At 58.4% G+C, this 23065-nt stretch carries 19 protein-coding genes and 1 pseudogene; 13 read left to right on the top strand and 7 right to left on the bottom strand.

Going from position 1 to position 23065, the window contains the following annotated elements; translation table 11 throughout:
• The first annotated feature begins 88 nt into the window (after window positions 1-88).
• Both ACMXYI_RS24470 and ACMXYI_RS24465 read left to right on the top strand, forming a co-directional pair.
• Window positions 89-1285 (top strand): fumarylacetoacetate hydrolase family protein, encoded by a 1197-nt coding sequence (locus ACMXYI_RS24470; protein WP_415769443.1) that lies wholly within the window; start codon window positions 89-91, stop codon window positions 1283-1285.
• A 70-nt stretch (window positions 1286-1355) separates the two neighbouring features.
• Window positions 1356-2720, top strand: a pseudogene (locus ACMXYI_RS24465) (MFS transporter).
• 134 nt (window positions 2721-2854) lie between these two features.
• On the opposite strand, the gene ACMXYI_RS24460 reads toward ACMXYI_RS24465, so the two are convergent.
• From ACMXYI_RS24460 to ACMXYI_RS24440, 5 genes are all read right to left on the bottom strand, one after another.
• Window positions 2855-3643 (bottom strand): SDR family oxidoreductase, encoded by a 789-nt coding sequence (locus tag ACMXYI_RS24460; RefSeq protein ID WP_415769442.1) that lies wholly within the window; start codon window positions 3641-3643, stop codon window positions 2855-2857.
• A 59-nt stretch (window positions 3644-3702) separates the two neighbouring features.
• Entirely contained in the window at window positions 3703-5250 is a 1548-nt protein-coding gene (locus tag ACMXYI_RS24455; RefSeq protein ID WP_415769441.1) for an amino acid ABC transporter permease/ATP-binding protein, read from the bottom strand.
• 64 nt (window positions 5251-5314) lie between these two features.
• A complete protein-coding gene (locus ACMXYI_RS24450) occupies window positions 5315-6109 on the bottom strand; it encodes an ABC transporter substrate-binding protein (RefSeq protein ID WP_415769440.1) in 795 nt (264 codons plus the stop codon).
• A gap of 45 nt (window positions 6110-6154) precedes the next feature.
• The gene (locus ACMXYI_RS24445) at window positions 6155-7225 is read right to left on the bottom strand and encodes an isopenicillin N synthase family dioxygenase (RefSeq protein ID WP_415769439.1); all 1071 of its coding nucleotides are present in this window, start codon (window positions 7223-7225) and stop codon (window positions 6155-6157) included.
• A gap of 14 nt (window positions 7226-7239) precedes the next feature.
• Window positions 7240-8091: a sugar phosphate isomerase/epimerase family protein gene (locus tag ACMXYI_RS24440; protein ID WP_415769438.1), complete on the bottom strand. Its 852-nt coding sequence runs from the start codon at window positions 8089-8091 to the stop codon at window positions 7240-7242.
• A 675-nt stretch (window positions 8092-8766) separates the two neighbouring features.
• On the opposite strand from ACMXYI_RS24440, the gene ACMXYI_RS24435 reads away from it, so the two are divergent.
• The 11 genes from ACMXYI_RS24435 (at window position 8767) to ACMXYI_RS24385 (ending at window position 18496) form a co-directional block, all read left to right on the top strand.
• On the top strand, window positions 8767-9351 hold the full coding sequence (locus tag ACMXYI_RS24435) for a Csu type fimbrial protein (RefSeq protein ID WP_415769437.1): 585 nt from the start codon (window positions 8767-8769) through the stop codon (window positions 9349-9351).
• Window positions 9352-9561: 210 nt separating this feature from the next.
• Window positions 9562-10062, top strand: coding sequence for a Csu type fimbrial protein (locus tag ACMXYI_RS24430; protein ID WP_415773970.1), 501 nt, complete (start codon window positions 9562-9564; stop codon window positions 10060-10062).
• Between the two features lie 109 nt (window positions 10063-10171).
• Window positions 10172-10705 (top strand): Csu type fimbrial protein, encoded by a 534-nt coding sequence (locus ACMXYI_RS24425; RefSeq protein ID WP_432760531.1) that lies wholly within the window; start codon window positions 10172-10174, stop codon window positions 10703-10705.
• 19 nt (window positions 10706-10724) lie between these two features.
• Window positions 10725-11258, top strand: a complete 534-nt coding sequence (locus tag ACMXYI_RS24420; RefSeq protein WP_415769435.1) for a Csu type fimbrial protein — start codon at window positions 10725-10727, stop codon at window positions 11256-11258.
• A 4-nt stretch (window positions 11259-11262) separates the two neighbouring features.
• Window positions 11263-11763: a Csu type fimbrial protein gene (locus ACMXYI_RS24415; RefSeq protein WP_415769434.1), complete on the top strand. Its 501-nt coding sequence runs from the start codon at window positions 11263-11265 to the stop codon at window positions 11761-11763.
• Window positions 11764-11793: 30 nt separating this feature from the next.
• Entirely contained in the window at window positions 11794-12582 is a 789-nt protein-coding gene (locus ACMXYI_RS24410) for a fimbrial biogenesis chaperone (protein ID WP_415769433.1), read from the top strand.
• A gap of 217 nt (window positions 12583-12799) precedes the next feature.
• A complete protein-coding gene (locus ACMXYI_RS24405) occupies window positions 12800-15157 on the top strand; it encodes a fimbria/pilus outer membrane usher protein (RefSeq protein WP_415773969.1) in 2358 nt (785 codons plus the stop codon).
• 74 nt (window positions 15158-15231) lie between these two features.
• Complete coding sequence (locus ACMXYI_RS24400) at window positions 15232-16179, top strand: Csu type fimbrial protein (RefSeq protein ID WP_415773968.1); 948 nt, start codon at window positions 15232-15234, stop codon at window positions 16177-16179.
• 160 nt (window positions 16180-16339) lie between these two features.
• Window positions 16340-16564: a hypothetical protein gene (locus tag ACMXYI_RS24395; RefSeq protein WP_415769432.1), complete on the top strand. Its 225-nt coding sequence runs from the start codon at window positions 16340-16342 to the stop codon at window positions 16562-16564.
• Window positions 16565-16605: 41 nt separating this feature from the next.
• Window positions 16606-17946 carry a putative bifunctional diguanylate cyclase/phosphodiesterase gene (locus tag ACMXYI_RS24390; RefSeq protein WP_415769431.1) on the top strand — a complete coding sequence of 447 codons (1341 nt, stop codon included), beginning with the start codon at window positions 16606-16608 and terminating at the stop codon, window positions 17944-17946.
• Between the two features lie 313 nt (window positions 17947-18259).
• A complete protein-coding gene (locus ACMXYI_RS24385; RefSeq protein ID WP_415769430.1) occupies window positions 18260-18496 on the top strand; it encodes a hypothetical protein in 237 nt (78 codons plus the stop codon).
• Window positions 18497-18641: 145 nt separating this feature from the next.
• On the opposite strand, the gene ACMXYI_RS24380 is transcribed toward ACMXYI_RS24385, so the two are convergent.
• Both ACMXYI_RS24380 and ACMXYI_RS24375 read right to left on the bottom strand, forming a co-directional pair.
• Window positions 18642-21662, bottom strand: coding sequence for an EAL domain-containing protein (locus ACMXYI_RS24380; RefSeq protein ID WP_415769429.1), 3021 nt, complete (start codon window positions 21660-21662; stop codon window positions 18642-18644).
• On the bottom strand, window positions 21650-22669 hold the full coding sequence (locus ACMXYI_RS24375) for a substrate-binding domain-containing protein (protein ID WP_415773967.1): 1020 nt from the start codon (window positions 22667-22669) through the stop codon (window positions 21650-21652). The genes ACMXYI_RS24380 and ACMXYI_RS24375 overlap by 13 nt, the downstream gene beginning before the upstream one ends.
• Window positions 22670-23065: the final 396 nt, after the last annotated feature.

Raw genomic sequence — 23065 nt, 5'->3', positions numbered from 1 at the left:
TATCAAATGCTGAAAATATGTCATTGGGATTTATCGGTCCAGTCCACTAGTTTTGCCCGATCGTTATCGAATTGACCTGGATCTGCATATGCCCAAGCTGAATTTGACTGGTAAAAACACGCTCCCGATCGATGGCCTGGAAGGCACGCTGATCGGTCGCGCCTGGGTACCGGGGGAGGCCGCAGGCCCGTCGCCAGTGGTACTGCGCGCCGACGGCGTGTTTGATGTGTCGCAGGAGTTTGCGACATTGAGCGATCTGCTTGAGAGCCCGTCACCGCTCGAGGCTGTTCGCAGCGTCCGGGGTCGATACATTGGCAGTGTTGACGAATTGTTGGCCAATACAGGAATGGGCTCCGACCCCGCCAAAGCGTTCTTGTTGCCTCCGTCTGACCTGCAAGTGATCAAAGCCGCCGGTGTGACATTCGCTTCCAGTATGATCGAGCGCGTGATTGAAGAGCAGGCCGGTGGTGATGCGGTCAAGGCCGAGAGCGTGCGCAACGTGGTCAAGGCAGCTATCGGCGATAACCTGCGTTCGATCAAACCGGGTTCGAGCGAAGCGGCGCGGCTGAAGACGGCGTTGATCGGGCAGGGGTTGTGGTCGCAATACCTCGAAGTGGGCATCGGCCCTGATGCCGAGATCTTCACCAAGGCGCCGGTACTCGCTTCCGTCGGTAGCGGCAACGAGGTCGGGATTCATCCTGAATCGAAATGGAACAACCCTGAGCCGGAAATCGTCCTGGCGGTAAACAGCCGAGGCCGGATACTCGGTGCAACCCTGGGTAACGACGTCAATCTGCGTGACTTCGAAGGCCGCAGCGCATTGCTGTTGAGCAAGGCCAAGGACAACAATGCGTCTTGCGCGATCGGCCCGTTTATTCGCCTGTTCGACGAAGGCTTTTCTCTGGATGATGTGCGCCGCTGCGTGGTCGACCTGGTCGTCGAAGGTGATGACGGTTTTATCCTGCGCGGCAGCAGTTCGATGGAGCAGATCAGTCGCGATCCGCTGGAGTTGGTAGCCCAGACTGTGGGCAGCAATCACCAGTACCCGGACGGTTTCATGCTCTTCCTGGGCACCCTGTTTGCTCCGACGCAGGATCGTGAAGAGCAGGGCAGCGGTTTCACCCACAAACAGGGCGATAGCGTCAGCATCGGCAGCCCGTTGCTGGGCACGCTGCACAATCGCGTCACCTACAGCAATCAAGCCACACCCTGGACGTTTGGCGTGCGTGCATTGATGGGCAACCTGGCTGCTCGCGGTCTGGTGGCAGGTAAATCAATCCACTGATTTGCCTGCCAGAGGTTCCTGACAGATAAAAACAGTGGTCGCTGGACAATAATAATAAGGCACACAAATGATGACCAAAAACACAACAAGACCGGATCACGCGGCAGCCATCGAGAGCGCCATCGCCAAATGCAGATGGAAGCTGTTGCCGTTCCTGGCATTGATGTTCGCCCTGGCAATGATCGATCGCTCCAACGTCGGCTTCGCCAAGGCGGCACTATAGACCGATATCGGTTTGAGCAATGCCGCCTTCGCCCTGGGCGCGGGTATTTTCTTTATCGGTTATGCGATCTTCGAAGTCCCCAGCAACCTGATGTTGCACCGGGTCGGCGCACGACTCTGGCTCAGCCGGATCATGATCACCTGGGGGCTGGTGTCCGCCGCCATGATGTTCACCCGGGATGAAACCACGTTTTACGTACTGCGATTTCTGCTCGGCGTGGCCGAAGCGGGCTTTTCCCCAGGTGTCATCCTGTACCTGACCTACTGGTTTCCGGCCCAGCGTCGCGGTCAGGCTATCGGCATCTACTATTTCGGCTTGCCAATGGCCTTGATGCTGGGCAGTCCGCTGTCGGGCTGGTTGCTGGAAATGCATGGCATGTTCAGCCTGACCAACTGGCAGTGGATGTTCCTGGTGGAAGGCCTGGCGGCTGTCGTCGTGGGGATCATTGCGCTGTTCTACCTCAAGAGTAAGCCACAGGATGCGCCGTGGCTGACCCGCGAGGAGAAGGCCGCTCTGAGCCAGGAGCTCGAGGCGGAAGACAAGCTCAAACTGGCTCATGGACCGAAAAGCCTGCTGGGGCTGGTTCGCAACAAGCGAGTGCTGAAGTTCATCCTGATCTACTTCAGCGTTCAGGTCAGCGTGTACGGGGTCATCTTCTATCTGCCAACCCGAATTGCGGAGCTGCTGGGGACCAAGGTCGGCTTGGAGGTGGGCATGTTCATTTCATTGCCATGGCTGTGCGCCGCCATCGCCATGTACTTTGTGACGCGTTATGCCGACCGACATGGGGCGCACCTGAAGATGGCGATGTGCATGCTCGGTATGGCGGCCCTTGGTATTGCCGCTTCGGCCTTGCTCAACAGCTTTGCTCCGGTACTGCTGGCCTTCTGTTTTGCAGCGGCTGGTTTCGTGACTGTTCAACCGCTGTTCTGGACACTGCCGACCGGCTACCTCGGTGGGGTCGCCGCGGCAGGCGGTATTGCCCTGATCGGTTCCATGGGCAACATCGGCGGCTTCGTTGCGCCAATGCTCAAGGCCAATATGGAGGTCTGGTTCACCGATCCACGGGCAGGGATGTTGTCGTTGTCGGCCGCGGGGTTGGTCGGGGTTTACCTGCTATGGACGTTGCGCGTGCCGAAGGGGCAACTGCAGGTCAATCAAGGTCCGCTGGACGGGATGGCGAGTAACGCCCAGGCACCTTCGAATCCTTGAAGTCATAGCGTCGACAATAGACCGATAAAAACAGCCGAAGCCTTTTAAGGGCTTCGGCTTTTTTATTGCCCATTAATCCTGCCGGTGCAATCGAAGAGCCGGCTGAACCAGCGGGATAAGGCGCTCAGTCGTCTTTATTGGCTGGAGCGAATGGCCCCTCCATCAATCAACAAGTTCTGCCCGGTCAGGTAACTCGCATGACTGCTGCAAACGAAAGCGCACAGAGCGCCGAACTCCTCGGGTGAGCCGAAGCGTTTAGCAGGAATTTCGCTACGGCATTCGCCGAGGAATGCCTCACTGTCTTGCCCCAACTCTTGGGCAGCAGCGACCAGGTTGTCACGCAGTCGATCGGTGTCGAATGAGCCCGGTTGCAGGTTGTTGATCGTCACGTTACGACTGGCAATGTTTTCCTGCCGGGCAAGCCCAGCGATAAATCCCGTCAGACCACTGCGCGCGCCATTGGAAAGACCCAGGCTTTCGATAGGGGACTTCACGGCACTCGACGTGATGTTGATGATTCGGCCAAATCCGCGTGTCGCCATGCCGTCTACCGTTGCCTTAATCAACTCGATAGGGGTGAGCATGTTGGTATCCAGCGCCTTGAGCCAGGCGTCGCGGTTCCATTCGCGGAAATCCCCGGGAGGAGGGCCTCCAGCGTTGTTGATCAAAATATCGAAATGCTCATGGGCCATGAGGGCTGCCGCGCGACCCTCAGGCGTTGAAATGTCTCCGGCTACTGCAATGACAGTCACTTCAGGATTGATCGCTCTGAGCTGACGGGCTGTTTCATTCAGCGTCTGTTCGCCTCGGGCGGTGATCACCACGTTCACGCCTTCGCTGACGAGTGCCTGTGCGCAGGCTTTACCCAGGCCTTTGCTGGCCGCGCACACCAGTGCCCAGCGTCCTGCTATTCCGAGATTCATGCGTGTTTTCCTGAAAGAAGGAAGCTCAAAGAAAGTAGTTGCCTACTGCAGAACCCTGCTCACGCATGATTCGCAGTGACAGGCAGGTTTGGCGATCGAGTACTGATTCCCATAAAACGCCGCACTCTCTCACCTTCGGCATCGCAGCGTATGGTTTCAGGTGCAGCATCCAGTTGGATATTACCGTTCTCCATGAAGACGACCCTGTCGGATATCGACATGGCAAAGTCCATTTCGTGGGTGACAATAATCATGGTCATGCCTTCACTGGCAAGGTCGCGTATGACGTTCAGCACATCGCCCACCAGCTCTGGATCGAGCGCTGACGTAGGCTCGTCGAACAGCATGATGTCCGGCTCCATGGCCAAAGCACGAGCGATCGCCACGCGCTGTTGCTGTCCGCCGGAGAGCTGGTGCGGGTACTTGTGGGCGTGGGCGAGCAGGCCGACCTTGTCCAGCAGCGCATAAGCAAGGTGTTCGCTCAGCTCGCCCGGGATGCCGTGGTAACGCGGCGCCAGCGTGACGTTGTCGAGAATGGTGCGGTGCGGAAACAGATTGAAGTTCTGGAACACCATGCCAATGTGCCGCACGCCTTTGCGCAGACGGGAGCTGTTGGGTTTGTCCGACGCTTCGATGAATTTTTCACCGAACAACAGAATGTGGCCTGTATCGATAGTTTCCAGACCGTTGACCGTGCGGATCAGCGACGTTTTGCCGGAACCGGATGGGCCAATGATCGAGATCACCTGGCCGTATTCGACATTCAGATCGATACCCATCAGCACTTGGTGCGTGCCATAGCTCTTCTGGATGTTCTTCAGTTGCAGGATTGGCGTCGCGTTGCTGCCCGCGGCTTTACGCGCATTGTCGGGCAAGGCTTCGGCGCAGGCCTTGAGCTTGGCCACGGCGACGGTATCGAGTGTATGCGGTTTGCGGAAGTTCAGGTCCAGGTAGCGCTCCAGGCGCTGCAGGAAAAAGCCGAACACGGTGACGATCAGCACGTAGTACACGCCCACCGCCGCCAGGGTTTCCATGACCAGGAAGTTGGTGGCATAGAGGCGTTGGCCGACCGTGAGGATTTCGGTCAGGGAGATGACCGAGACCAGCGACGTCAGCTTGACCACCGTGATGTATTCATTGATCAACGTAGGCAGCGAGATACGGAAAGCCTGGGGGATCACGATCAAACGCTGCATGCCGAACAGGCCGACACCCAGCGCGCGGCCTGCTTCCTTCTGGCCCTTGGCCACGGAGATCAGACCACCACGGTGGATCTCCGCCATGTAAGCCGCTTCCGTGACCACCAAGGCAAGCAAACCGGAGTAGAAGGGGTTTGACAGGATCGGTCCGCTACCGGGAAACAATTGCGGCAAGTTGTAGACGAAGACCACCAGCACCAGCAACGGGATGCTGCGGAAGAACCAGATGTAGACCGCCGCGGGAATGCGCAGTAAGGGCGACTGGGACAGCTTGGCCGTGGCCAGGACAAAACCCAGGAGCATGCCGATGAACCAGGCCAGGGCACTGAGCTGGACCACCGTGACGCAGGCTTTCCAGAAGTCCGGCAGGGAGAACAGGGAGATGAAATACGACCAATCGAATTGCATAGGGCACCTCGATCTGCCGCCCCGGTGCAGGGGCGGCAGATGACCAGACTACAAGGACACGTTCTTAGTGGGCAGTCGGTTCTTCCAAGCCATATTTCTTAAGAATAGCGGCGTACTCACCGCTCTTTTTGGTCTCTTCGAAGGCTTTTTGCACGGCCTGGAATGTTTCGTCGTTACCTTTCTTGACGAAGATACCCAGGGTTTGCTGATAGATCGGGTGTTCGGTGGTGATCACTACCCGGCCATTGGTCTTTTCCGCGATCATTTTTGCAGCGCCAGCGATTTCAACCTGGGCCTGAATGTTTTTGGACAGCAGGGCCTGGGTCACTTCGGGCGCCGAGGGGTACTCGCTGACGGTGATGGCGCCTTTGTTGTTCGGCACGCAGTACTCATCGGAGAGCTTCTTGAATTCCTTGACCCAGGTGGTGCCCTGTTCCAGGCCCAGTTTCAAGCCGCACAGGTCTTCAGGTTTTTTCGCATTGATCTCGCTGCCCTTGGGCACCATGACTGCGGCACCGGTGTTGGCATAGGCGATGGTTTGGGCCTGAGTCTGGCGCTCCGGCGTGATGTACATGCCGGAAATGACTGCGTCGTATTTGGCGGAGTTCAAGCCCAGGATCAGGCTCGGGAACTTGGTGTCGATGAACTCCACCTTGGCGTTCATGTGCTTGGCCAGGGCCGTTGCCAGTTCGGGATCCGAACCCACCACGTTTTTGTCTTTGTCATAGGACTCGAAAGGAGGGTAGGTGATTTCCATGCCGACCTTGAACGTGTCTGATGCGGCCATGCTCACTGAGGCACCGAGCATACCGGCTGCCAATACAGCCAAGCTCAACAGGTTCTTTTTATTGTTTTTCATTTTTTACTGACTCCGGCGTAGGTAAGGGGAAACTGAAAACTTCAATCAGGACGGTTGAGCCTGATTTTTCAAATGTCCGAAACTGGCGGGCTTGCGTGCCTTGCCTGGCAGTTGAACGTCCCCATTGGCCACCCTCTGGCGCAGATACTGATAGGTCTGCAGTGCCTGGCCATACATGTGTTCGCCGATCGTGATTTCTTCGTAGTCGTTACCTCCCTGGGCGAACCCGGGCAGCGGTTTGATCTGGGTGTGATAGTCGCAGGCATAAAACAGTGGGAAGGAATAACGCTCCTCCTTCACGCTCCGTACCCGGTGCGCAGTGGCAACGAATGCGCCTGCCGTCATCACTTCCAGCATGTCGCCGATGTTGACCACAAAGGCATCGGCAATCGGTGGTGCATCGATCCATTGTCCAAGATTGTTCATCACCTCAAGGCCTGGTTTGTCGGCCAAGAGAATGGTGAAGCACTCATAATCAGTATGGGCGCCAAGACCCGGTGCGTCATGGGCGGCACCGTCGAAGGGGTAGTGGATCAGGCGCAGCTTGGACGGCGGGCGGGTGACCAGGCTGTCGAAATAGTTTTCTTCCAGGCCCAGGGTCAGGGCAAAGCCGCCGAACAGGCGCCGGCCCAAGGCAAAGATCGCTTCATAGTAGGCCTGCACCGACGCCTTGAAACCCGGCAGCTGCGGCCAGTCGTTGGGCCCCAGCAACGGGGTGTTGGCCAGCACCAGCGGGTCATCGGCCGGGACTTCGAAGCCGACGTCGAAGGCTTCCTTGTGGTCTGGCTTGCCTTTGGAATAGACCTCTTCGCCTTCGGGTACAAAGCCCTTGTGGGTTTGCGAGGTGCCGATGTAGTGCCGCATCTTGGTGTCGAAGGGCTGGTCGAAAAAGTCCTTGGCAGCCTTGCGCAGGTTGGCGATCAGTAGCGGGTCGATACCGTGATCGGTGATATAGAGGAACCCGACTTCGCTGGCGGCGCGGCCCAATTGTTGGGCCACGGCCAGGCGGTGTTCCAGTTCGACGCTGAACAGACCGGCGATATTGACCACCGGAATGCTATTGAAGTTGGCTTTGTGTGTGTCAGTGCTGGCGCTGTTGTTTTTATTGTCAGGCATGACGCATCGGCTCCCTAAGGATTGCTTGAGTGGTGGAAACGCTCGAAGTGTTCGCGCTCGGTCTGGCCCATCCACACGTTCAATGACCACAGGTCGGCGACCGGGACATTGGTGAAGGGCAAATGATGCAGGTAGCCGTCGGCGCCGAATTCCGGGGTCAGGGTGCTGACCTGGTAACCGCGGGCTTGCTGCGAGCGCCAGATGCTTTCCCAGTGCTGCTGATGAAAAGCCAGTTCTTTTGCATATTCGGGAGCCGCCGGGTGCGGAACCTGCGGGCCCTGGTCGTAACCGACCCGTGCCTGGATATGGTGAACCCGCTCGATGAAAGCGCTCAGATCATCGGCCGGGTCATTCAACAGACGCTCGCAGGTCACGACCCAATGGCTGATGTCACTGGTGAACAACAGATCGGGCAATTGCCGGATCAACTCCAGGGTCACCCAGGGGTTGAACAGCGAACGCGAGCGGTGAGTTTCGAAACTGCAGACCTGACCATGCTTGCGCGCCAGATCCAGTGCCTGACCGAAGAACTCCACTTGTTGTGGCAAGGACCAGCGATCATTGCCCGCCAGTACGTTGACGAAACGTGGGCCGAGTTCGGCGGCCCAGGCGAGTTTCTGATCCAGGTCATTGAGGTGGACGGCAGGGGTCGCCGACTGGTCCGGCAGCACGTCGTAAGCGGTGAAGACTGTGCTGATATAGCCCAGGCGATTGGCCTGGAGAAAGGCGGCGAACTCAGCCCGTTCACGGGCGTCCAGTGGCAAACGTGCTTCCATTCCATCAAAGCCCGCCTGCAGCAGCTCTTCAAGCGCCTGGGCCTTGCTGGCGGTGTAACCCCACAGCGTGCGGAAAATTTCCAGCTTCATCGGTGATCCTCGAAAATCCTTAGGCCTACTGCAAAAGCACTTCGACAAAGCCAGTCGGCGATCAAGGGCCAGTAACGGCGGAAGATCTTTGAGCCGGGTCTCTGCCTGATGGGTCCCACTAAGCGCTGCCGAGGCCAGTTCGCTGTGGAGCCGATGTTAGGCATAGGCGGCGGGGTGGAAGAATCTGAAAATTCAAATGAATACTTCAGACTTTCGTCAACAAATAGCTAGCTATTTATCGCGGTTTTCAAGAGAGGTTTTATGGGCGAGCAGGTGTCTACGCTGGCTATTAGCGAGGAGTGCCATTGTTACGGCATCATTTTGAAGAGTCCCAAGCGACACTGGGGTGTTGATGGTTCGCTTCTGGGCCGATTGCTGCCCGTCACCACAGACAGCTTTGGATCGCCAACAGTCGGTTGTGAATTAACCGGTGAGTTGGGTGGAGCGTCTTCTCGGTGAGGACTTATCTTGAGTCAATCCTGCGCAATTGCTATCGCCAGCTTGATGACATTCCTCCGATTGGATAGGGGCAGACCCCAGTCGTCCGTGCCACGAAAACATCCGTGTGAGACTCACATGTGGACTACGCTTCGGACTCCAGGCTGGAAAGTTCAGATTCTTTCAGGGCACTGAAAAAACCTTACCTTCCGCTAAGTACTACAGGGAGTTATGACCATGCCGTTTTCGCATTGCACGCAGTCCTCCTCACAAGCCCATTTGGACGGTAGCGATATTCTGGTAGGCAAGGAGGCTCGTATGCGGCGCAACCGGGTCGTTCACACCGGTGTCGGTATCCTGGGGGCTTTCGCGCTCAGTCTGCTGCCCACTCCGGCCATGTCAGCCTCCGACACCGCAACCATCGCCGTCTCCGCGAGCGTTGTGGCTGGTTGCGGGATCACGGCCTCTCCCTTGGCCTTCGGCGCCTATTCAGGCGTGCAAACCGATGTCGAGACTAGCCTCTCGGTCAACTGCACCAACACTCTGGCCTATAGCGTCGGCCTCGGTGCCGGGACGAGCGGCGGGACCGCGACAGCCCGGCAGATGCAGATGTCCGGTACTCCGGGTATCAAGCTGTTCTACGCGCTGTACTCGGACCTCGCGCGGACGATCAATTGGGGCGACACCGGTGGCACGGGTCTCATCACCGGAACCGGCAGTGGCTCCGCCCAGGTGATCCCGGTCTATGGCCGGATGACGGCAGGGCTGCTTAGTCCGCCGGGCACGTACGCCGACACAATAACGGCCACCATCACCTTTTGACTTCAAGGGCCGTGTCTTCCCTCCAGAAATCCTATCGATACCAAAGCAATCACAGATACACACGAAATATGCCCCTTCGTCGCAAAGGTGCGGATTTGACGTGTTAAATGCCGCCTTGACTGGTTGTTTCCCCCTTGGATGCTAACCTCCGCTTGCGAATAACCCCTTATAGGGAATGGGCATTTGAATGGACTCGGTTTTTTGGCAGTCATGGGCACGATGCTCAGTGCGACGGCGTTGGCGGTGCAGCTTCAGGTTGAGGTCCGGGTCAATGTGCAGCGCGGTTGCCAGTTGGTTGGTCAACAGCGCGAGGCGGGTATCGAGCAATTGGGTGTGCTCGACTTCGGCACCACCGCCCGCCTGGACGATCCGGCCGGGCCATTGAGCGCGGCACTGCTTGACGCACGCCTGCCGCGTCTGGAATGCAATCCCGATACCCCTTACCAATTGCAGGTCGACGGTGGCCTGCATGGCGGCACAGGCGAGGTCCGCTATCTGGCGGGCAGCGCAGAGCACAGCAAACTCATTCCTTATCGTCTCTATCAAGACGCCGCGCGGCAGATTCCGCTGCCGGTGAACGTGTCATTGAGCGCACGGGTGCCGGATTCAGGCACGGTGGATTTGCCCCTGTATGCACGTATTGAAAGGCTGGCCGAGATCCCCAATGCCGGCCGTTATTCCGACCTTTTGAAAGTGACCGTGAGCTGGTAGCAAGGCGTTGAGTGACACCTGTCCGATGGATTCGGGCAGCACAAGGAACGTCGTTCGTAGCGGACGACCAATGTTTGAATCCTGATGGAATTAGGATCGGTGCAAGACGATGAAGAGTTGGGTGGTGATGACCCTTGGCACAGCGCTACTTCTGGTTGAGGAGGCGCAAGCGGCGATCAGCGGGCAGATTGATGTGCGGCTGATACTCATCGCCAGTTGTGAAGTGATCAATGGTGCCACCCACTCCACCGGCAGCCCGATCAGTGATTTCGGCCTGCTGGATTTCGGCTCGCAAGGTCCGACCTGGACCAACCCGATCAATGCCAACCTGAGCGATACCGGCAACGGCAAGCTGAAAGTCTCCTGCAACCCTTCGGTCACCGGGTTCACCGTGACCATCGATGGCGGCGCCCATGGCGACGGCACCACACGGCGCCTGAGCAACGGCAACCAGACCATCCCTTATCGATTGTTCTTCGATGCTTCCGGTGGCGACAGCTACGGCATTGGCCAGCAACGCTATTTCGCTGTTACCAATGGAGCCGAGATACCAATCCCGGTATTTGGCTCCGTGGTGGCGAATACCAGCGCAGTCCCGGCGGGGGTCTATACCGACACCCTGACGGTCACGCTGGATTGGTAAACCCCAGAGGATGGACATCATGCATATGCTTGTATCAAGGATTGGATTTTCAGTGCTAGTTCTGGCACTGGCCAGCAATGCTCAGGCGGACACGACGACCGGCCAGATCACCTCCAGCATGACGCTCAGCAACAGTTGTCAGATCAATGGTGCCGGCGGGACTAGCGGGATGAACTTCGGTGCGCTGGACTTCGGCTCCACCGGCAGTCTGTTCACCACAGCGAACGGGCAGGTGCTCTCTGGCGGCGGCGCGCTGTCGATTCTCTGCTCCAGCGGTACTACACCAGCGGTGAAAGTCCGCGCCGGTGCCCATGACGGCGGATCTGACGGCGGTACCCGGGCGCTGATGGATGTCAGCGGCAACAACTTCGTGCCTTACGACCTGTACACCGACTCCGGTCATCAGGACATCCTGGCGATTGACGGGGTGATTAACCTCGATCCCAGTGACGGCTCGGCGCAGACCGTGAACATCTATGGCAAGGCCGTGGGCAAGGCAGGCTTGCCCGCAGGCATCTACTCCGACACCGTCGCTGTCGAGTTGAGCTTCTAGTGCGATGGCCGGTCACGGTCGTGCCGCCCTGATCCTGCTCTGCGCGACCGGTTTGCCGCTGCCGCTGGCGGCGGTGACCAGTCAGAGTTTTCAGGTCAGCGCGACAGTGACGGCGGCCTGTCTGGTGATGGGCGGGGTTTCCAATTACGGCAACCTCGATTTCGGAACTCAATCGGCGCTGGCGAGCAACACCGTGCAGGTGCAATTGAGCGCCGGCGTGCAGTTGCAATGCACGCCGGGCGTGACCCTGAACATGAGCGTCGATGGCGGCCAGTACAACAGCAACGGGCGGCACCTGCAGCTCGATGGTGGCAGTGCCCGGGTGGCCTATCAGTTATTCAGTGACCCGGCCTTCAGTGAGAGCCTGGGCATCGGTCAGAGCGTGGCCGTGGCCTACAGCGATGCGAACAACATCAGATTGCCTATTTACGGACAAGTGCAGTTACCGGGTGATCAGCCCGGGGGGATTTACAGCGACGTGCTGCAGGTGCAGCTGTCGTGGTAGCACGGTCATTCGTGCATAAGGAGCAGGCATATGTGTTCACCTTTTCGCAGGTTACCGGTCGCGCGTTGCGCCGTGCTGGTGATGGCCTTGCTGGGCGCGGTCAACGTGCAGGCGGCCAGTTCGGTGCTGATCTGGCCGATCGATCCGGTGCTGGAGGCCGATCAACAGGCGAGTGCGCTGTGGCTGGAAAATCGCGGCAACGAGACGGCCAATCTGCAGATCCGGGTGTTTGCCTGGAGCCAGAGTGGTTTCAGCGATCAGTATCAGAACCAGCGCGATGTCATTGGCAGCCCGCCGGTAGCGAAAATCGAACCCGGGCAAAAGCAACTCGTGCGCCTGACCCGTACCCGCGATATACCGCCGGGGCAGGAGCTGGCCTACCGCATCATTATCGATGAAATCCCCTCGGCCAGACCCGTGACGGCTGAAGACGGCAAAACCGCTGCGGCCATTCGGTTTCAGATGCGTTATTCAGTGCCGCTGTTTGCCTACGGTGCCGGTCTGTGGAGCAAAGAAGACATGACCCGTAAACGCGACCCCAAAGGCGCCGGCGTGGCAGATCTGAGCTGGCGCAAAGTGGCGGTCGATGGACGCTCCTACGTTGAAGTGCGCAATCAGGGCGCGGTGCATGCCCGGCTGACCGATGTCGCGTTCAAGCAGGGCGGTCAGACACGGCCGCTGGTTGAGGGGTTGCTCGGTTATGTGTTGCCGGGGGCGATCATGCGTTGGCCGGCACCGGAATCGATCACTGCGGATCAGGCATTGCAAGTACGGGTCAATGGTGCGCCGCAGGTTCAGAGTATTGCGCCGGGGCGGTGATAGCCCGGCAATGGAAACAGTGTGGCGAGGGAGCTTGCTCCCGCTCGGCTGCGAAGCAGTCGCAAAACCGGCAGATGGGTTCTACCTGACAAAGTGATGTCGCCGATTTTAGGGCCGCTCCGCGACCCAGCGGGAGCAAGTTCCCTCGCCACAGGTGTTGTGCGCGCCTCTTGATCGCCACAGTAAGGAAATGTCCATTGACGGACGTAAAGCGGTGATGAGCCAGGATTGGGCTCGCAGTATCAAGCGTCCGCTGTGGGCCGCGATTGGCCTGTACTGTCTTGTATTCGCCCACCAAGGCCTGGCGGGCGACCTGCCGCCAGCGCCCAGCGGCATGGAGGCGATGGCCGATGCACACCTGTTTCTGGAACTGGTCGTCAATCAAATGAATACCGGGCGTGTGGTGGCGGTGGAACAGCGCGGCGGGCGCTACTTTGTACCCGTCGTGGCGTTGCGCGAAACCGGTATGAAATTGCCACAAGAGCTCGGCGGTGAGGTCGCCCTCGACAGCCTGCAAGGCTTGCATAGCGACTATGACAGCCAGGGTCAGCGGCTGTTGTTGAACGTCCCGCCGGACTGGTTGCCAGAGCAGTTTGTCGGCAGTCAAGAAGTGTACCCGCGTACCCCTGCGTTGAGCAGTTTTGGCGCCTTGCTCAACTACGACCTGTACCTCAATGACACCGACGACAGCGGCACGTACCTCGCGGCCTGGAATGAGGTGCGGCTATTCGACAGTTGGGGCACGCTGTCCAACACCGGGCAATACCGGCGCACGATTTCCGGAATCAGCAATGGCACACTGAACAATGGTTATCGGCGTTATGACACCACCTGGCGTTACTCCGATGACGAGCGTCTGCTGACTTACGAGGCGGGTGATCTGGTCAGCGGCGCCTTGCCCTGGAGCAGTTCGGTGCGCCTGGGCGGTGTGCAGATGTCGCGCGATTTCGGCGTACGCCCGGACCTGGTGACCTACCCTTTGCCGCAGTTCGCCGGGGAAGCGGCGGTACCGTCCTCGGTCGACCTGTTCATCAACGGCTTCAAATCCAGTAGCGCCGAGCTACAGCCCGGTCCCTACACGCTGACCAACATTCCGTTCATCAACGGTGCCGGCGAAGCGGTGGTGGTGACTACCGATGCCCTTGGTCGACAGGTCTCGACCACCGTGCCGTTTTATGTCACCAGCAACCTGCTGCAAAAAGGCCTGGTGGATTTCTCGCTGGCCGCCGGTACCCTGCGCCGTGACTTCGGGATTCGTGATTTCGGTTATGGTCCGGGTGTGACCTCCGGCAGCTTGCGTTACGGTCTGGACGACAGTCTGACCCTCGAAAGCCATGCCGAGGCCTCGGACGCGCTGACCCTCGGCGGCGTTGGCGGCAATCTGCGCCTGGGCAATTTCGGCGTGCTCAACACGGCGGTCAGTCAAAGCCGGTTCGATGGCAATCGCGGTCAGCAAGTCAGCCTCGGTTATCAATACAGCAGCCAGCACTACAGCGTTTCTTATCAGCGTATGCAGCGCCGCGACCAGTACGCCGACCTGACTGTTGTCGACAGCCCCTTTATCAGCCTAAGCCAGCGCAGCGAGCAGTTGACCCTGAGCGTCAGTCTCAACGGCTGGGGCAGCCTCGGCGCGGGCTATTTCGATGTGCGGGCGGCCGATGATTCGCGTACCCGGTTACTCAACCTGACCTGGAGCAAGCCACTGTGGCGCAATACCAGTTTTTACTTGTCGGCCAATCGCGAGATCGGCGATAGCGACTGGGCGATGCAGGCGCAACTGGTGATCCCCTTCGACCTGCATGGCAGCCTGAGTCTGAGTGGCGAGCGCAGCAAGACCGGCGAAAGCCGTCAGCGCGTCAATTACAGTCGCGCTGTGCCCAGCGCAGGCGGTATGGGCTTCAACCTCGGTTATGCCCACGACGAAGGCCCGGATTATCGTCAGGCCGACCTGACCTGGCGCCTGCAATCGGTGCAATTGCAGGCTGGGGTTTACGGCAGCAGCGATGCCGAAACGCGTTGGGCCGATGCCAGCGGTTCGCTGGTGTGGATGGATCGCCAGGTGTTCGTCGCCAATCGTATCGATGATGCCTTCGTCGTGGTCAGCACCGGTGGATATGCCGATGTTCCGGTGCGTTACGAGAATCAACGGGTTGGCCAAACGGATAAAAATGGTCACCTGCTGGTGCCATGGAGCAGCGCCTACTACCGCGGAAAATATGAAATCGATCCACTGAACCTGCCGAGCAATGTACAGAGCTCGAATGTCGAACAACGGGTCTCGGTGCGCCGTGGCAGTGGCTACCTGCTGGAGTTTTCTCTGAGTCGGATCATCGCCGCAAGTGTTGTGCTGGTGGACGCGCAGCAGCACGAATTGCCATTGGGCAGCCGTGTGCGGCACGAGCAGAGCGGGGCGTATGCGGTGGTCGGGTGGGACGGGCTGGTCTATCTGGAAAACCTGGAAGAGCACAACAGTTTGCAGGTGACCCTGGCCGATGGCCGGACCTGCCAGGCGCAGTTCACGCTGGAGATGAAGCAGGACCAGGTGCCGTTGATCGGACCGCTGCTGTGTCAATGAAAACGCCAATGAATAGAACAGGGAGGTGGATTGTGCAATTTTCTAATCGATGGCCGGGTAAAGTGATCGGGCTGATGGCGATTTTTCTGCCGTGGCAGGCCTATGCCTTGTGCGAAGTGGTCAGCACTTCACCGGCTGGTTTTGGCTCAATGAGTTCGATCGCGGTGCGTACCACTTTGCAAACCAGTTCCACCACCAATGCCGGTTTGAGTTGCACCGGTTCGTTGGCGTCGTCGTTGGCCAGCGATGATTATTTTTACGCCACCATTACCTCGGCAACCGCTGGGGCGGTCGGGCCGACCAGTGATGTGATTGGTTACACACTGTTTGCCAACAACAGCACCAGCTATCCAATCACTCGCGGCGTGGCGTTCGACTTCGCCCGACACTCAATCATCGATAACCTCGGCCTGCTGTCCAATCCAGTGGTTGCCAAGGCCGTTCCGATTTACCTGAGTACGATTATTGGCAGCAACGTGGCCGCCGGGATTTACTCTGAAACCCTGAACATTTTCTGGAGCTGGGATTATTGCCATGACTATGGTGGAGGCGGCAGTTGTCAGGGGCGAGACATCAACAGCGGTTCCACCAGCCTGACGGTCAATATGACCGTGGACAACGACTGCACGATCACCGCACCGAACATCAGCTTTGGCAGCGCCTCGATAATCAGCTCCTTCGCCACTGTCACTGGCCAGACTATCAACCTGGCGTGCACCAAGGGCAGTGCCTACACAGTGGGGCTGGACGATGGTCAGCATGCTGTCGGCGTGGGCGGGCGCAGGCGGATGATCCTGGGCGGCAATTACCTGGCTTACGACATCTTCAAGAGTGCCGGAACCACCCGTTGGGGCAACGTCAGCACGGCGCGCCGCGCCAGTTCCGATGCCGAGGTCAACCCCGGCAACGGCCTGGGCACCGGCAGCCAGATCTTCAACTACACCGCCAAAATCTACACCGACCAAAGCACGCCGCCACCGGGAACCTATCTGGACAGTGTGGTGCTGGATGTGGGGTTTTAGAAAGAGCCTGAATACAGGATTGCGACCGTTGTAGGAGCTGGCCGCCCGGCTGAGTTCGACTAAGAATGCCCGGAATTAACCACTGTCGATTATTTGATTGATCGGCAGTCTGCAGTTGGTCCACAAGACTGCCGTCACCTGCATTTCCCTGGAGTAGCGTATGAGCAATTTACCGCCAGCACGTCCTCAGCATGCTGAAGCTTTTGCGCAGGGGATTGCCATACCCACGCTTATGCGCTGGAGTAAAACAGTACCCAGCAGGTGGGCGCGCTATGGTCTGGTCGCCGTTCTGCTGACAATCAGCGGCTTCGCGGTGTGGTCTTCTATTACCACCGGACGCCTGGGGCAGGAGGCGATCGCCTCGAGCGTTCTGTCCGACCACTAGTTTTTATCGCTGGGCTGCTTCTTGCCGGCCTGTTCGCCCAAGTGCTGCGGCGCACACGTGTCGAGCTCGACAGTCAACGCAAGGACGCCTTGCACACATCGCTGCACGACAAGCTCACCGGGCTGGCCAACCGGACTCTCCTGGCCGACCGTTTCGAGCAGACACTGCGCTTGGGACGTCGCGAGGGTTCAATCACGGGCCTGTTGCTGATCAACCTTGACCGATTCAAGGACGTCAACGACACCCTGGGGCACCACTACGGGGACAGCCTGCTCGACCAGATCGGCCAGCGGCTGATCAGTGAAGCGCGGGAAATCGACACGGTCGCCCGGTTGGGAGGTGATGAGTTTGCGATTCTGCTTCCCGCCGTCGAAGGCCTGGAGGGGGCATTGAAAGCAGCGCAACGGCTGCACACCGCGATTACCGCATCGTTCGAAATCGACGGGATCGAACTGGATGTCGAAGCCAGTTTTGGGGTGGTGGTTTCGGGTCTGCACGGCGACGATCCTTCGACGCTCATGCAGCGCGCCGACATCGCCATGTATGCGGCCAAGAAGCAGGGCAAGGGCATACTCGCCTACGACCCGGGAGGGGATCGACGCTCTCCGGAACGCCTGGCCATGCTCGGCGAATTGCGCCGAGGTCTGGATCGCGGCGAATTGTTCCTGGAGTACCAGCCCAAGGTCAGTCTGAGCACAGGAGAAGTCACCGGCGTCGAGGCGTTGGTGCGCTGGCAGCATCCGGTGCGCGGCCGCGTGAATCCGGATGAGTTCATTCCGTTTGCCGAACTCACCGGGATCATCGGCTCCCTGACTCAATACGTGCTGAACCTCGCGCTGTCTCAAGTGCGGGCCTGGGCCGATGCCGGGATATGCATACCGGTTGCCGTGAACATTTCTGCACGCAACCTGCTGGACGACAAGTTGGTGGCTCAGATCGTCGATCTGCTTGAATACCACAAACTGACCCCGAACATGCTCGTACTCGAAGTGACCGAGTCCGCCATCATGCTCGATTCCGATGCTGCTCGTACCATCCTGACGCAGCTGCATACGCTGGGCATCCATATCACCATCGATGATTTCGGCGTCGGCTATACCAGTCTGGCTCAGTTGAAGGATTTGCCCATCAGTGAACTCAAGATCGACAAATCCTTTGTACTGGCCATGCAAAGCGATCAAGCCAATGAGTTAATCGTACGGAGCGTTGTCGATCTTGGTCACAATCTTGGCATGGCGGTCATCGCCGAAGGCGTAGAAACATCCGACGTGCTTGATGCACTGTGCGGTTACCACTGCGACATGGCCCAGGGTTTTCACGTCTGCCGACCGGTAAGCGCCGAAGCGTTCATGCAGTGGTATGAAGAGCGAGAGCGCAAGTAGTTCAGCAGCCTCTCACAGACCCGGGGGTACATCCGATGACATACGATTGCATTGCCCAGGGATTGCTTCTGCCCGATATCTCGACGATATCCAGCGCGTTTGCGCATTAGTTAAATTGAACGGGTGAGCGCCGAGGATATCGACCCAAACCGGGTGGATCGGCGGATCCCGACGTTAAATAGATCGTCTTAATTGACCGGCATCGCAGCGCAAGGTGCGATGCCCGGACGGCTACCGTCTTCAGCAGTTGATATAAAAGCTGACTATTAGTCAGGATAGTCAGCTGCACTTCTCCCGTTTTGAGGATCCCACCATGCGTAAATACACCCTGGCATACCTGTTCAACGGCGAGCCCCGCACATACATATTTGAACTCAAACAGCCTAAGTTGCCCGTACATGAGGCGGCGATGCACCTGCTACAGCTGCATTTTGGGGATGGAGAAAACAGCCTGATCATGCCCACTGCGGACGCGACGCCGGAGGAGATTTTAGAACAGGCTGAGCTGGTAGGTTTGACGCAGATTAAGGTCGTCGATCAATCCAGTTGATGCCAGGTGCAGCGACGAGCAATGCGCGAAAGCGGAGCATGTTTCGATAGACCACGGAAACGCTCTGCAATTGTTTCCCCGACTCGCGCCTCGTTCCAGGGCGATCGGCTTCTGACACAGCAGCATTTTACCGTACGCTGAGTCATTAATGCCCCGGCATTGGACTGCTTGGGCGTTTTACATCGCGTTTCCGCCTTGCCGAGTCAGGGCTCGCAATACGGCTCGGTTGAGGCACCCGGGGCGTACGCAGTAACAGACTGATTTCCTCTGCGCTGACCGCTCTGCTGAAAAAGTGGCCCTGAATTTCATCGCAGCCGTTTTCACGCAGGAAGGTTTGCTGCTCTTCGGTTTCGACGCCTTCGGCAATGACCTTGAGGTTCAGTTTGTGCCCCAACGAAATCACCGCGGTGGCGATGGCTTTGTCGTTCTCGTTGTCGGGCAGATCGCGCACGAAAGACTGGTCGATCTTGAGTCTCGCGATCGGGAAGCTTTTCAATGCGGCGAGGCTGGAGTAGCCGGTGCCGAAGTCGTCGATCGAGAGACTGATCCCCATTGATTGCAGTTCCTTCATTTTGCTGATGGCTTGCTGAAGGTCTTGCATGATCAGGCTTTCGGTCAGCTCCAGCTCAAGGTACATCGGGTCCAGTCCGGTTTCTTGCAAGGCATGCCTCACCCGGTCAATCAGGTCCCTTTCGATGAACTGGCGCGCTGAAATATTCACCGACATGGTGATCGGCGGACAGCCCGCATCCTGCCAGTCCTTGTTCTGTCTGCACGCGGCATGAATCACCCAGTCGCCGATGGGCACGATCAACCCGGTCTCTTCGGCCTGCGGAATGAATTTGATGGGAGACACCATGCCGAGCTCGGGGTGCTGCCAGCGGATCAGTGCCTCTACGCCGATAATCTGACCCGACTGCAAGTCCACCTGTGGCTGGTACAGCAGCAGGAACTCGTCATGGTTGAGTGCGTTTCGAAGCCCGTCTTGCATGGCGAGCTTGCCCTGAACCTTGTTTTTCATCTCGCTCGTATAGAACTGGTAGCTGTTGCGACCCAGTTCCTTGGCCCGGTACATGGCGGCGTCCGCGTTGCTGAGCAGCGTGTCGGTGTCGCTGCCGTCGGCAGGGTAGGTGGCCAACCCCATGCTGCAGGTGACGTGGAGTGTATGTCCGCTGAGCTGAATCGGCCGCAGGATGGCTTCCTGGATTTTGTGCAGGGCTGGAGTAACGCCGTCGAGGTCTGAGGGCTGGTCGAACAGGATGATCACAAACTCGTCGCCACCCAATCGCACGACGGTGTCGGTGCGGCGTACACACTCCTGCATGCGCTGGGCGACGGTTTTCAGCAGTTCGTCTCCAGCACTGTGCCCAAGGCTGTCATTCACCAGTTTGAATTTGTCCAGATCGAGAAACACCACCGTCACCAGGCGGTTGTAGCGCTGAGCATAAAGTATTGCCTGCTTGAGACGGTCTTCGAGCAGTGTGCGATTCGGCAGCCCGGTCAGAGCGTCATGGTCGCCCATATAGCGAATGCGCTTTTCGGTAAGCTGGCGTTCTATCGCGATGCCGGCAAGCGGTGTCGCCATGTCGATCAGTCGCGTCTCGGTCGAGCTTGGGCTGCGTACGGTGTTGGAATACAAGGCAAACGTACCCAATACCTTTCGCTCATGGGACAGAATCGGCGTCGACCAGCAGGCGCGAAATCCATAGGGCGCAGCGGCTGAACGGTACTCCTCCCACAGCGGATCCAGCTCGATATCCGTGACGATGACCGGTTCTCGTCGATACACCGCGGTGCCGCATGAACCGACGTTCGGACCGATCGCAATCCCGTCAATGAGCTGGTTATAGGCTTTCGGCAAACTGGGGGCAGCCCCGTGCAGCAGGTGCTTGCCATCCTCATCCAGCACCAGGATGGACACCATCATCCCCACCAGCTGGGACTCCACCAGGTGAGCCAGGCTGTCGAGGACTTCTGCAAGCTCGGTGCTCCTGGCGATCAGCTCAAGGACATGACGTTGTCCGGCACGGATGACGGCTTCTTGCTCTAATCGGCTGTTTTGCAGGGCGAGCCGCTCTGTGGCGATACTCAATTGGACTGTTCTTTTTTCCAGCTGAAGTCGATCGTTGAGGAATTGATTCACCGCGCGAGCCATATTGCCGATCTCGTCCTTCCCATGTTCCGCCATCATCAAATGCGTTTTGTCAGTGTGTTCCTGACGCAATTGCCGACTGATTTCATTCAGACGCACGAGCACATGACGGCCCATGAAGACCCGGGTCACGAACCAGGCGAACACCAGGCTGGCGCCCAACATGATCAGCACCCATTGCTGGCTACGACTTGAGGCTTCGACCAGGCGCTGCAGGGCTTCGCGATAGTCTTCGGTGTAAGCACTGGATTGCGCACGGGCCACCGCGACCAGAACCCCGGCCTCATTCTTCAGTTCCTCATTGAAGTGCTGTATGACGTTGTGCTGATTGATGAGCCTCAGGCGCAGGGAGAAGAGATCGGGCGTCTCCACATCAGCGTTGGGTAACTTGCCTGCGGTGCGTGACAGGCGCTCATATCGGACCCGCAGCCGTTGCACGGCATCACTGTCAACAGCCTGCGGCAGATCGAAAAGCAACACCGCCAGTTCCAGGTTGGCCCGGATCTGAGTCGCGGTTAACCTGGTGGTGCGATCCTCCATGGTTTGCTCGAAGGTGACCTCGGTTTGCAGCAGGCTTTCTCGCAGCTGCGCAACGATGTTGGCGGTATTGCGGAACATCTGACTCGACTGATGCATGTCGAGTATCGCCACGCCACTGTTCGCGGCAGTCAGCTGCTGCACCAGTTGATCAAGGGCTTCAAGCTGTTCGACGGTCGCCGCATAGCTTGAACGCAGGGTGTCGGGGGAGCGGGTTGTCAGAAGCTGATCGGTCTGGCGTTCGATCAGCAAGGTACGCTGCAGCATGTCTTGCCCATCTTGCATGCGGACCAGTCGTTCATCCGTCAGCTGGCGGGTGGCGCTGTTTGACGTGCGCAACGCGTAGACCGCCGTTGCACCACTCGCCAGAATCAGTAGCGCCAGCGTCAGAAACGCCAGCGTGAACTGTGCGCGTAGCGATTGCGGCAATAGCCGGCGTCCGAGCCGGGAAATAACGTCCAATGTCAGGGGTTCCATTGGTGGCGATAGATGTCTCGATAACCATTGTCAGGGTCGTACTGGAATTTCTTCCCGCCGTCGAAGGCGATATTGTCGGCATTGACCAGGTGAATCGGCGCGACGAAGCCGCTCACCGGTTGACCTGCAAACAGCCGGTTCAATTCATCCATCACTTGCCAGCCATGCAGGTTGAGCGGCTCGGCCACGGTGACGGTCTGGTAGGTTTTTGCCTGTATGCGCAAAAAAGCCGAAGCGCTGCCATCACCGGCAGACAACAGGCTGATGCCGTCGCTGGGTACTGCGGCGTTGGTCAATGAGGCGATCGAGTAGTCGAAATAGATATCGTTGATGGCCAGCGCATGGGTCCAGCGCTTGCCATAGCGCTGAAGCAGCTCCTTGGTGATCGCAGGCATCTTCTCGCCACTTTCAGAGATCGCGACATCGCGCACTTCCAGCAATGTACATTCCCGACAGGCCCGAATGACGTTTTCCATGGCCTTGGCTTTCGCCATGGCGATGCTGTACTTGGAGTCGGTCAGGATGACCACGCCGGCCTGTCCGTTTGACTGTGCCACTGCCGCCATGGCCGTGAGGCGAGCCACTTCGAGCGGGTCGGTCGTGACGTTCATGGCCACCGGCGTGCCGTCAATCGGCCCGGGTCGTGCCCCGGCGTGCCAGCCAACCACCGGCACATCCCTGTTGGCGAAGAGGATCAGCGCCGCATTGTTCTCAACGGCATCGGAGCCGCACAGAATGAGGCCGTCGGGTTTCGCTGCCAGGGCATCGGAAAAGGCCTTCGCGCGCCCGGCCGATGATCCCGCGCCATCGAATATCTTCAGCGTCCAGCCCATCGCCTTGGCTGCCTCGCGAGCGCCCTGCGCGACACCGACAATTCCTCCGTTACGCAAATCTTCTGCGACAAAGGCGATGCTCTTGCCCCGCAGGGCTTGCGGGCCGGATTCAGGGCCGCTCCAGCGAACGGCGTCGAGGGTGGCCCTGGACACGATTTCCTGCGCTTGAATCACCGTAACCGTGGCGTTTTCGACAGCCGCTGCGGTTGGCAGGTTCTGGCCGAATCCGGGAGTTGCGGTGAAAAGACAGAAAACCGTAATTAAAGCCATCCAGGGTAGCCCGGGCCTGATCAGACAGGTTCGATCACCGCATGTGATGCCGGGTCTGGAGCCGATAGCGCGATCATGGTCTGGCATGGCGTCCCTTTTTGCCAAGAGTGCAGCGTTCACTGTCCGAAAGGATAGTCGGTTCTGCTGCCATCAGGTCTTTTGTGGGTAATGTGCGCGAACTTTAGTCCTGAACAATCAGGAAATGGGGCAGGGTCCATGGCACAAAACAAGGAACGAAGGCCAATTGCATCGTTGACTACATTGAGTGGTTTTACAAGGCTTCGACTAATGCCGATCAGT

It is taken from the genome of Pseudomonas lyxosi (assembly GCF_047758685.1).
GTDB classification, from domain to species: domain Bacteria; phylum Pseudomonadota; class Gammaproteobacteria; order Pseudomonadales; family Pseudomonadaceae; genus Aquipseudomonas; species Aquipseudomonas lyxosi.
Note: the sequence above shows the minus strand (reverse complement) of the source record. Positions and strands in the feature narration are given on the sequence as shown.

Coding starts and splice junctions, on each gene's coding strand:
- ACMXYI_RS24455 (WP_415769441.1), bottom strand. CDS start 5,250: ATGCAATTCGATTGGTCGTATTTCATCTCCCTGTTCTCCCTGCCGGAC.
- ACMXYI_RS24435 (WP_415769437.1), top strand. CDS start 8,767: ATGCCGTTTTCGCATTGCACGCAGTCCTCCTCACAAGCCCATTTGGAC.
- ACMXYI_RS24450 (WP_415769440.1), bottom strand. CDS start 6,109: ATGAAAAACAATAAAAAGAACCTGTTGAGCTTGGCTGTATTGGCAGCC.
- ACMXYI_RS24400 (WP_415773968.1), top strand. CDS start 15,232: ATGGCGATTTTTCTGCCGTGGCAGGCCTATGCCTTGTGCGAAGTGGTC.
- ACMXYI_RS24415 (WP_415769434.1), top strand. CDS start 11,263: ATGGCCGGTCACGGTCGTGCCGCCCTGATCCTGCTCTGCGCGACCGGT.
- ACMXYI_RS24380 (WP_415769429.1), bottom strand. CDS start 21,662: ATGGAACCCCTGACATTGGACGTTATTTCCCGGCTCGGACGCCGGCTA.
- ACMXYI_RS24405 (WP_415773969.1), top strand. CDS start 12,800: ATGAGCCAGGATTGGGCTCGCAGTATCAAGCGTCCGCTGTGGGCCGCG.
- ACMXYI_RS24430 (WP_415773970.1), top strand. CDS start 9,562: ATGGGCACGATGCTCAGTGCGACGGCGTTGGCGGTGCAGCTTCAGGTT.
- ACMXYI_RS24470 (WP_415769443.1), top strand. CDS start 89: ATGCCCAAGCTGAATTTGACTGGTAAAAACACGCTCCCGATCGATGGC.
- ACMXYI_RS24420 (WP_415769435.1), top strand. CDS start 10,725: ATGCATATGCTTGTATCAAGGATTGGATTTTCAGTGCTAGTTCTGGCA.
- ACMXYI_RS24410 (WP_415769433.1), top strand. CDS start 11,794: ATGTGTTCACCTTTTCGCAGGTTACCGGTCGCGCGTTGCGCCGTGCTG.
- ACMXYI_RS24445 (WP_415769439.1), bottom strand. CDS start 7,225: ATGCCTGACAATAAAAACAACAGCGCCAGCACTGACACACACAAAGCC.
- ACMXYI_RS24440 (WP_415769438.1), bottom strand. CDS start 8,091: ATGAAGCTGGAAATTTTCCGCACGCTGTGGGGTTACACCGCCAGCAAG.
- ACMXYI_RS24395 (WP_415769432.1), top strand. CDS start 16,340: ATGAGCAATTTACCGCCAGCACGTCCTCAGCATGCTGAAGCTTTTGCG.
- ACMXYI_RS24425 (WP_432760531.1), top strand. CDS start 10,172: ATGAAGAGTTGGGTGGTGATGACCCTTGGCACAGCGCTACTTCTGGTT.
- ACMXYI_RS24385 (WP_415769430.1), top strand. CDS start 18,260: ATGCGTAAATACACCCTGGCATACCTGTTCAACGGCGAGCCCCGCACA.
- ACMXYI_RS24460 (WP_415769442.1), bottom strand. CDS start 3,643: ATGAATCTCGGAATAGCAGGACGCTGGGCACTGGTGTGCGCGGCCAGC.